This window comes from Peribacillus sp. P4_D6 (assembly GCF_056401795.1).
The window spans coordinates 1-7,954 of the sequence record NZ_JBFUIQ010000153.1 but is presented as its reverse complement, the minus strand read 5'-3'; the positions used below and the strand labels follow the sequence as shown (position 1 = coordinate 7,954).

The window sequence follows — 7,954 nt, the reverse complement described above, 5'->3', positions numbered from 1 at the left end:
GTTCAAAGGTTMGGTAAATATCACCCGGATTATAAACGCATCAATTTAGAAACGAGACAAGCTAAACGAGACATGGATATGCATCCTGCCGTTGCAAGGTTTAAGCGGGCGGAGACAGAATTGCAGTCCGTTCTTGATGAAATAAGCGGAAGAATTGGCCGAGCGGTTTCTGAACAGGTAAAAACCCCGGCAGGGAATCCATTTTTTGTTTCATCCGGCGGATGTTCGACGGGAAGCTGCGGAACTGGGGGAAGTTGCGGGTGCTCTGCTTAAGGTAATGGCCAGATTGGAAGCATTCAGGGCCGGTATATAACATGCAGCCATCGAAATTCGACATTACTACGGAGTTCGGTGGCTGTGTCATGTTTGAAACCTCGCCGAGACATGGTCATGAACCGATGCATGAACTATCATCTTACATATTTCGGTTACGTGGCAAAAAGCGATTAACTGCGATATAAAATACAATCCGGACAAAGGTTGCCGCAGCAAAACATCTTTTTCTGCGGCACATAAAAACGATGCCGGAATACATATAAATGTTCTTCCTGCCGTACGAAAATGGTTTCACAATGAAGCTGCTTGCCACGCATTGAAAGGCTTGCGGCTTTTTTTATTAAGAGGGAAAGCTTACCATCATCATTTGGTGCCGGATGATAATGGATATATATAAAGGGGATTCCTGTGAACTTTTTTATCGAAGCTTGGGTAATTTCATCATTATCTAATAGATGCACAATAAATTGATGCCAAATTTGGTTTAAATCCATCGTTTGTTTGGCTCCCTTCACAGTGTGTATATTCATAATAGTGAGAGAATTTTGTTTATAATCTTTTTTTCTTGGTTGAAAGTAAAGATTCTGCTATGCTACACTTAGTTAAAACCTTTATAAAAGGGAGTTATTGATATGCTTGGAGCGAGACAGGGAATCATCGTCTATTTACATACATTGAAACAAGCCAAAATGCTTAGGAAATTTGGAAATATCCATTATGTTTCAAAAAAGTTGAAATATGTCGTGCTTTATACGAATATGGATGAAGTGGAACCACTGGTGGAAAAACTGAATAATTATTCGTTCGTTAAAAAGGTGGACCTTTCTTACAAGCCTTTTTTGAAGGTGGAGTTCGAAAACTCCAAACCGGATAAAGCGAAAGAATATGATTATAAAATGGGAATTTGAAAAAAGCTGACTCATGCGGAGTCAGCTTTTTCATTTTCAGGGCAGCAACATCTTTCAACCTAATGGCGGCAGATATCTATTCATTCGCAAAATGCCGATTAAGTGCTGGTAGTATAACTCGATTTCTGCAAAGACCACCGAAGGTTTCACGTCGATTTCAATAATTGGCCTATCCAGTTCCTCAGCCAAGTTCTCAAAAAGCTCATAGCGTTTGTTTTTGGTGGCATTTGGGTTAGGGATACCTTCACGGCAAATGTAAAGCGGCTGGAATTTCCCGGGATCTGTGGGCTCCATGACGATGACCAATGACGTTACCTTTTTATCATTTATAGTAGTATGCATGGCCAATAGCCTTGCAACTCGATGTTTCTGATTGCGGCCTACTTCCAGCAACTCATATATATCGGAATATCCTTGTCCAATTTCAATAAAACGTTGAATCAATTAAACCTCTCCTAACTAACTAACTTATTATTCATTACTTTATCATTATCCCTCATAAAAGAGAAGGACAACTTCATTGACGAATCATGACAAAGGAAATTGGGAATAAGTGGTTTATCAATAAAAAAAAGCCCTGCAAAAATATGCAGGGTCCTTCTATGTCTAACTAAGGACCAGAAGGCAAAGGGAGAGGAGAAACCGGAGGAAGAACTTATGGGGAAACGTAAGCCTTCTCCGCGGTTGGCAACAACACCTAAAAAGGAATGTTGTTATTCACATTATTGCCAAAAACCATTTTATTATTCAAGATGTAAAAGATTTATAAAAAGAATGGATATCTTCTATCCGTGGTACGAAATGATATGTTCTTTTCATCATGGAAATGAAGGCAAATGGGTTTAAATATTGGCTAGCTTTTTCTAATATGTTAGGATAGGAAAGTAACAGAAATTTGTCATAAAATGTGGTGAGAATGATGAGGGTCGTTTCCGGAATTTGCAAAGGAAGACCACTTAAGGCTGTACCGGGTACAGGAACCCGGCCGACTACTGATAAAGTCAAGGAATCCATTTTCAACATGATTGGTCCTTATTTCGAAGGAGGGCTGGTCCTCGACTTGTTTGCCGGAAGCGGTGGACTGGGAATTGAAGCGTTAAGCAGAGGCATGGATAAAGCCATATTTGTCGACCGGGATTTTAAAGCAAATCAAACGGTTAAGGCTAATTTGGAACTATGCAAGTTTTCAGACCGTGCAGAAGTTTATAAAAATGATTCAGAACGTGCATTAAAGGCTTTGGTGAAAAGGGAAATGACTTTTGAATTGATTTTTCTTGATCCACCTTATAAGAAACAAAAGCTAGTCGAGATTCTTGAAGAAATACATAAATACCGATTGCTGAACGATATGGGATATATTGTTTGTGAGCATGGCCATGATGTTACTTTGCCAGAAAAAGTTGGTGACTTTACCGTTAAGAGAAAAGAAGTTTATGGCGTCATTGCCGTTACGATTTATCAATGGGGAAACGTACACGAACAGGGGGAACTATGAATGTCCAAAATAGCGATTTGTCCGGGGAGTTTTGATCCAATAACATTTGGTCATCTTGATATCATTCAAAGGGGAGCGAATGTTTTTGATGAGGTATATGTGGTCATCGTGAACAATTCAGCGAAAAATTCTCTTTTTACAGTGGAAGAGAGACTGGAACTGATTACTGAAGCGACTGCCCATATGCCGAATGTTAAAGTGGATTTCTATCAGGGATTGACGGTCGACTATGCTGAAAGCGTTTCCGCGAATGCCATCATCAGGGGATTGAGGGCGACTTCTGACTTTGAATATGAAATGCAGGGAACTTCGATGAACCGATTCCTTAACAATAAAATAGAGTCATTCTTTATCATGACGAAAAATCAATATTCTTTCTTGAGTTCAAGTATCGTGAAAGAGGTTGCAAAGTATGGCGGGGATATTTCTGAACTAGTGCCAAGTGTCGTCCAGAAAGCTCTGGCCAAAAAATACGAGGAACTGAAAGGATAGAAAAAAGAGCATTGCCAACGGGCAATGCTCTTTTTTGGTTTACGAAAGGCCTTTGAATAGCCTTTTGGTAAATATGATGATGTATAGGATCAAAAATACGAGTGTTAGAATGGGACCTATATCAAGCATGCTTTGATATAGGGAATTCGCGTGTTCACCGGATCCGCTGACCGGGAATGCGTTTATCGGGCTGCCGCTGTACATTTTGCCTTTATAGAAAGGTTCCCAAAGCAGGATGGTRATAATGGATGCAAGAAGGCCATGTGCAATCCTGGCCAGAAAAAAGGGAGTGAAACGAATGTCCGTTGCGGCAATGATGCTGGCAACTTGCGCTTGGATGCTGAACCCGTTGAAAGCTAAGATGAAACTTGTCATCACGGTTTGCTGAAAGAGTGTCGCCTCTTCGACCGTACTGGTTAATTTTGAACCTAGAGTCATTTCAAACATGCCTGATATGAAGGGAAGGCTTAAGGAGTCCGGGAAATTAAAAATATGTAGAATTCCTCCGACCCCAGATGCTAGCAATCCGGTGATGTTCATATGAAATAAAAGCTTGTTCACCACAGAAAAGAGAATGATGAACCCCCCGATCATCAATAGGGTTTGGATGGATGAGAGTACCGCATCTCCAAGTAAACTGCCAAATGGCCTTGTTTCTTTTATTCTGGTACGATGCATTTGACCAAAGGCTTGTCTTATGGAGGGGAGCTTGGTCATTACTTTTGCATGGGATTTTTCTTCTTTCCAACGGTAAAAACGCATGATGATGCCTACACAAATATTTCCTAGGTAGTGGGAAAGGGCAAGGATGATCCCTAAATGAGGGTTGTGGAAAAAACCAACGGCAACGGCAACGAATAGGAACAATGGATTGGATGAATTAGTAAAACAAACGAGTCTTTCAGCTTCAATGCGGGTCAATTGTTCTTCTTGACGAAGCCTTACAGTGAATTTCGCCCCGGCTGGAAACCCTGATGCAAGTCCCATCGCCCAAACGAAACCTCCCACTCCTGGTACACGGAATAGGGGACGCATAAATGGTTCGAGCATGACACCAATGAACCTGACAACCCCAAAACTGATTAATAACTCCGAGAAAATCAAGAAAGGCAGAAGTGAAGGGAAAACAATTGTCCACCAAATATTCAGTCCGCCTTTGGAAGCTTCAAAGGATTCTTGGGGGAAGATGATCAAGCCAACTGCCATCATCGTGACGGAGGTAGCTAACAGTACTGTTTTAGATTTTGATTTTAGCAAAATTCAGCCTCCTCTTGAAGGTTACTAAATAAGGGCAGTTCGTTTCGTATATAATAAAATATGAACTTCTTTTTCTCGAAAAGTAAGCGCATGATGGAATAAGGATTGTACCGACATGTAAAGAGGGATGATCCGCTCAATGGAATATATCTGCCATGCTTGTTTCACTGTCAATATAAATAATATGCTTCTATAAATCCGTTTAAGACCATAACTTTGAATGAGTGTTATTTCAATATTTTGAACTAGTTAAAGCGGGAGGGATATCTTTGTCGAAACCAAAAGTCGGGCTTGCACTTGGGTCAGGAGGAGCTAGGGGGTTTGCACATATTGGCGTGATAAAGGTATTGCAGCAAGAAGGCATTCCGATAGATATGATTGCTGGAAGCAGCATGGGAGCAATGGTTGCAGCCTTTTATGGAGCGGGGTCGGATATTGAGAGGCTGTATAAGTTGTCCCGTGCATTTAAGCGGAAGTATTATTTGGACTTCACCATACCTAAGATGGGCTTCATTTCGGGTAAGCGGACAAAGGATTTAATCAGGGTATTTACATATGGCAAGAAATTTGAAGAACTTGATATTCCTGTGGCGGTGGTAGCCACTGATATAAAAACGGGGGAAAAGGTCATTTTTCAGGAAGGTCCCATCGCACCGGCTGTAAGGGCAAGCATCTCCATTCCCGGGATTTTCATTCCCGAAAGAATCGGAAACAGACTGCTTGTTGATGGCGGCGTAGTTGACAGGGTTCCTGTTTCAGTTGTGAAGGATATGGGAGCAGACATCATAATTGGTGTGGATGTAGCTCACGTGAAACAGGATATGGAGATAAACTCCATATATGACGTCATCATGCAAAGCCTCGATATCCTGCAAATGGAGCTGGTTAAAAGCAGGGAGTTTGCTTCAGACGTCATGATACGCCCCAGGGTTGAGAAATACAGCTCGAAATCATTTACAAACGTACAGGAAATAATTAGTATTGGAGAAGAAGCAGCAAGAGGTAAGATTGATCAAATTAAGCAGAGCATTGTTACTTGGAAGGAGTCCTTTGAAGATGAGCCGTAAAACGTATGTACGCACTTTCCTGGTGGTGGCTATACTTCTCATAGCATCAGCCCTTTATTCCCTACCTTTTTATGTATCGAAACCAGGAATGGCTAAAGAATTGGAGCCAATCATTGAGGTATCCGGGGGAGATGAAGCAAAAGGAAGCTTTATGTTAACCACTGTAAGGATGGGCCGGGCAAATATATATTCCTACATGATGGCGAAGTGGAGCAAATATCAGGAGCTTTATCCGGAATCCTCCATCAGAAGCGAAGATGAAACAGATGAAGAATATAATATCAGGCAGCTCCACTTAATGGATGGTTCTAAAAATAATGCCATTAAGATCGCATATGAAAAAGCAGGGAAAGAAGTCGAATACGAGTACCTGGGTGTATATGTTTTGGACGTGCTAAAAGGAATGCCTGCAGCAAAAGAGCTGAAAGCGGGCGATCAAATCATTCAAGTTGATGATGTTAAATTCAAGTCTGCACAGGAATTCATGGATTATATTAACGAAAAGAAGGCCGGAGATGAAGTTAAAATCGTTTATAAGCGGGAAGAGACGGAGAAAACGGCCGTTCTTTCATTGCAGCCTTTTAAAAATGATCCAAATAGGGTAGGAATCGGCATTTCGCTGGATGACAATCGAAGAGTGAACACAAAACCGGCAATTGCCATAGATTCAGAACATATAGGCGGTCCTTCGGCTGGTTTAATGTTTTCGTTGGAAATTTATAATCAATTAACGAAAGGCGATCTTACAAGTGGATATGACATAGCGGGTACGGGCACGATGTCTGATGATGGGACAGTCGGTCCAATTGGCGGAATCCAACAGAAAATTGTTGCAGCCGATAAGTCTGGAGCCGAGATATTCTTTGCCCCGAATGAAAACGGAGCAGCGGGTTCGAATTATGAAGATGCACTCATTGCAGCAAAGGATATTGACACTGACATGAAGATCGTGCCGGTTGACAACTTTGAAGATGCAGTAGCCTATTTAACGAAGCTAAATGGAAAAGGAAAATGAAAAAAAGCGCAGGCAGTCATCTACTGTCTGCGCTTTTTTTCATGATTAGCTTTTTACACTTAAGGATGAAAACGGCCAAGCTTGAATCCCTTTTCATATGAAAATGATGGGAGATTCATATTCACGTTTCATCAATGCAGCTTGATGCGGCTCGGGCAAGCCCAGGGCATACACCTGTGCTGCTCGCAAGTCCGAATCGATGTCCTGCTTCCGATAGGAAGAAAGTTTAGAGATGAGAGGGAGGGGCAAGCCTTTTTTTACAGAACGAAGATATTCTTGCCCCCGGCCATTCATGCCAAGAAGTCTGATATAGGCCGGTTGGTCATTATGAATTACCTGTTCCTTGAATGTATGCGTCAATATATGGACACACACCCGCTGCAGCCGTGTCCATGTGTAGCGTTTTGTCTTCAGCGCTGCCATGAATCCAGAAAAGCTCGAAGATTGTTTGGCCATCTCCTTCATTCGGTGCTCTATGCCTTCCTCAACTTCGTATATTCCTGCCAATTCGGTTAAAGAGGAAGAAAGGATACGGTATTTCAACATGGGCCAATACATTTCCCAGTCATGCAAGGCATGGTAGCGCGTTAAATATTGCTCAAGGCCACTCATCGTCGCTTGAGGAATATAACTGGAAACAGAATGTAATTCCTGGTGTTCATGGATGGCTTTACGTATCCCCGTTGCGCTGGCAATAGGGTCTTTGGACAACTTTGTTTCATGGTATCCTGCAGCGACCCTTTGAATCGTATAAGGGCGAATGGAGTAGCCGTTTGAAAGGGCAGCACTTACATATTCTTTTCCAAGGATATTATTCGGCTTCGTTAAATCCAATGCCGCATCACCATGGATGATCGAACGATAAGCCTGGGCAGCACTTGACGGATAACTATTACCGGCATCCATGGCCGATTTGATTGCGGCATCGAATGCAGCGGAATTTTCCGAAAGGATTCTGTGAGCGATGATGAATGGTTCAATTTTGCCATCCTCGCTTCCGAAGCAAAAGGAGTCACAGCCTAGCGATTCCAAAAGAGCAATAGATCCTTTTGCAAATATTTCAGCCTTCTGTGTCGCGAAAGCATATGGCAGCTCAATGACAAGATCAATGCCGCCATTCAAGGCCATTTCGGCGCGTGTCCACTTGCTGACGATAGCGGGCTCGCCACGCTGTAAGAAGGGCCCGCTCATAACAGCGACAACGACATCTGCCCCTGTTTTTTCTCTACTTTCTCTTGCATGTAAAACATGTCCATTGTGAAAAGGGTTATATTCGACTACTAAACCGCAAGCTTTCATTCGTTCACCTCGGAGAAAAACTTTGTATTTTATCAACTTAGTGCTAAAATAGTATTTCAAGTAAAATTACTATAAGTAATCGTCTGGATTTTTTGTTAGAAATGATTCATAAAACTTAGACAATCAGTTAGGATGACTACATTAT

Annotated in this window: 10 protein-coding genes; 6 read left to right on the top strand and 4 right to left on the bottom strand. The window is 41.9% G+C overall.

What is annotated here, in order from left to right; all coding sequences use genetic code 11:
* On the top strand, positions 1 to 273 hold a 273-nt coding region (locus AC1DVB_RS23715), incomplete at its 5' end, for a YlbF/YmcA family competence regulator (protein ID WP_477591233.1).
* Between the two features lie 173 nt (positions 274 to 446).
* Here the strand turns inward: AC1DVB_RS23715 and AC1DVB_RS23710 are convergent.
* The gene (locus AC1DVB_RS23710) at positions 447 to 770 is read right to left on the bottom strand and encodes a hypothetical protein (protein WP_034313954.1); all 324 of its coding nucleotides are present in this window, start codon (positions 768 to 770) and stop codon (positions 447 to 449) included.
* Between the two features lie 138 nt (positions 771 to 908).
* Between AC1DVB_RS23710 and AC1DVB_RS23705 the strand changes: the two genes are divergently transcribed.
* A complete protein-coding gene (locus AC1DVB_RS23705; RefSeq protein WP_048684554.1) occupies positions 909 to 1,184 on the top strand; it encodes a YlbG family protein in 276 nt (91 codons plus the stop codon).
* A 54-nt stretch (positions 1,185 to 1,238) separates the two neighbouring features.
* On the opposite strand, the gene AC1DVB_RS23700 is transcribed toward AC1DVB_RS23705, so the two are convergent.
* Positions 1,239 to 1,628 (bottom strand): DUF7147 family protein, encoded by a 390-nt coding sequence (locus tag AC1DVB_RS23700; RefSeq protein WP_057278457.1) that lies wholly within the window; start codon positions 1,626 to 1,628, stop codon positions 1,239 to 1,241.
* A 475-nt stretch (positions 1,629 to 2,103) separates the two neighbouring features.
* Here AC1DVB_RS23700 and rsmD point away from each other — a divergent pair, with 475 nt between their 5' ends.
* Positions 2,104 to 2,679 carry a 16S rRNA (guanine(966)-N(2))-methyltransferase RsmD gene (rsmD, locus tag AC1DVB_RS23695; protein WP_034313946.1) on the top strand — a complete coding sequence of 192 codons (576 nt, stop codon included), beginning with the start codon at positions 2,104 to 2,106 and terminating at the stop codon, positions 2,677 to 2,679.
* Positions 2,680 to 3,171 (top strand): pantetheine-phosphate adenylyltransferase, encoded by a 492-nt coding sequence (coaD, locus tag AC1DVB_RS23690; protein WP_034313942.1) that lies wholly within the window; start codon positions 2,680 to 2,682, stop codon positions 3,169 to 3,171.
* Between the two features lie 39 nt (positions 3,172 to 3,210).
* On the opposite strand, the gene ylbJ is transcribed toward coaD, so the two are convergent.
* On the bottom strand, positions 3,211 to 4,428 hold the full coding sequence (gene ylbJ, locus AC1DVB_RS23685; protein WP_057278456.1) for a sporulation integral membrane protein YlbJ: 1,218 nt from the start codon (positions 4,426 to 4,428) through the stop codon (positions 3,211 to 3,213).
* 269 nt (positions 4,429 to 4,697) lie between these two features.
* Here ylbJ and AC1DVB_RS23680 point away from each other — a divergent pair, with 269 nt between their 5' ends.
* Both AC1DVB_RS23680 and AC1DVB_RS23675 read left to right on the top strand, forming a co-directional pair.
* Entirely contained in the window at positions 4,698 to 5,495 is a 798-nt protein-coding gene (locus AC1DVB_RS23680) for a patatin-like phospholipase family protein (RefSeq protein WP_034313939.1), read from the top strand.
* Positions 5,485 to 6,510: a SepM family pheromone-processing serine protease gene (locus tag AC1DVB_RS23675; RefSeq protein ID WP_057278455.1), complete on the top strand. Its 1,026-nt coding sequence runs from the start codon at positions 5,485 to 5,487 to the stop codon at positions 6,508 to 6,510. Before AC1DVB_RS23680 ends, AC1DVB_RS23675 begins: the two co-directional genes overlap by 11 nt.
* A gap of 93 nt (positions 6,511 to 6,603) precedes the next feature.
* Here AC1DVB_RS23675 and AC1DVB_RS23670 read toward each other — a convergent pair whose 3' ends face one another.
* Positions 6,604 to 7,809 (bottom strand): nucleotidyltransferase, encoded by a 1,206-nt coding sequence (locus AC1DVB_RS23670; protein WP_057278454.1) that lies wholly within the window; start codon positions 7,807 to 7,809, stop codon positions 6,604 to 6,606.
* Positions 7,810 to 7,954 lie beyond the last annotated feature (145 nt).

Bases quoted from the DNA above. Each gene is read 5' to 3' on its own strand.
- AC1DVB_RS23710 (WP_034313954.1), bottom strand. From the start codon at position 770: ATGGATTTAAACCAAATTTGGCATCAATTTATTGTGCATCTATTAGAT.
- AC1DVB_RS23705 (WP_048684554.1), top strand. From the start codon at position 909: ATGCTTGGAGCGAGACAGGGAATCATCGTCTATTTACATACATTGAAA.
- rsmD (WP_034313946.1), top strand. From the start codon at position 2,104: ATGAGGGTCGTTTCCGGAATTTGCAAAGGAAGACCACTTAAGGCTGTA.
- coaD (WP_034313942.1), top strand. From the start codon at position 2,680: ATGTCCAAAATAGCGATTTGTCCGGGGAGTTTTGATCCAATAACATTT.
- AC1DVB_RS23675 (WP_057278455.1), top strand. From the start codon at position 5,485: ATGAGCCGTAAAACGTATGTACGCACTTTCCTGGTGGTGGCTATACTT.
- AC1DVB_RS23670 (WP_057278454.1), bottom strand. From the start codon at position 7,809: ATGAAAGCTTGCGGTTTAGTAGTCGAATATAACCCTTTTCACAATGGA.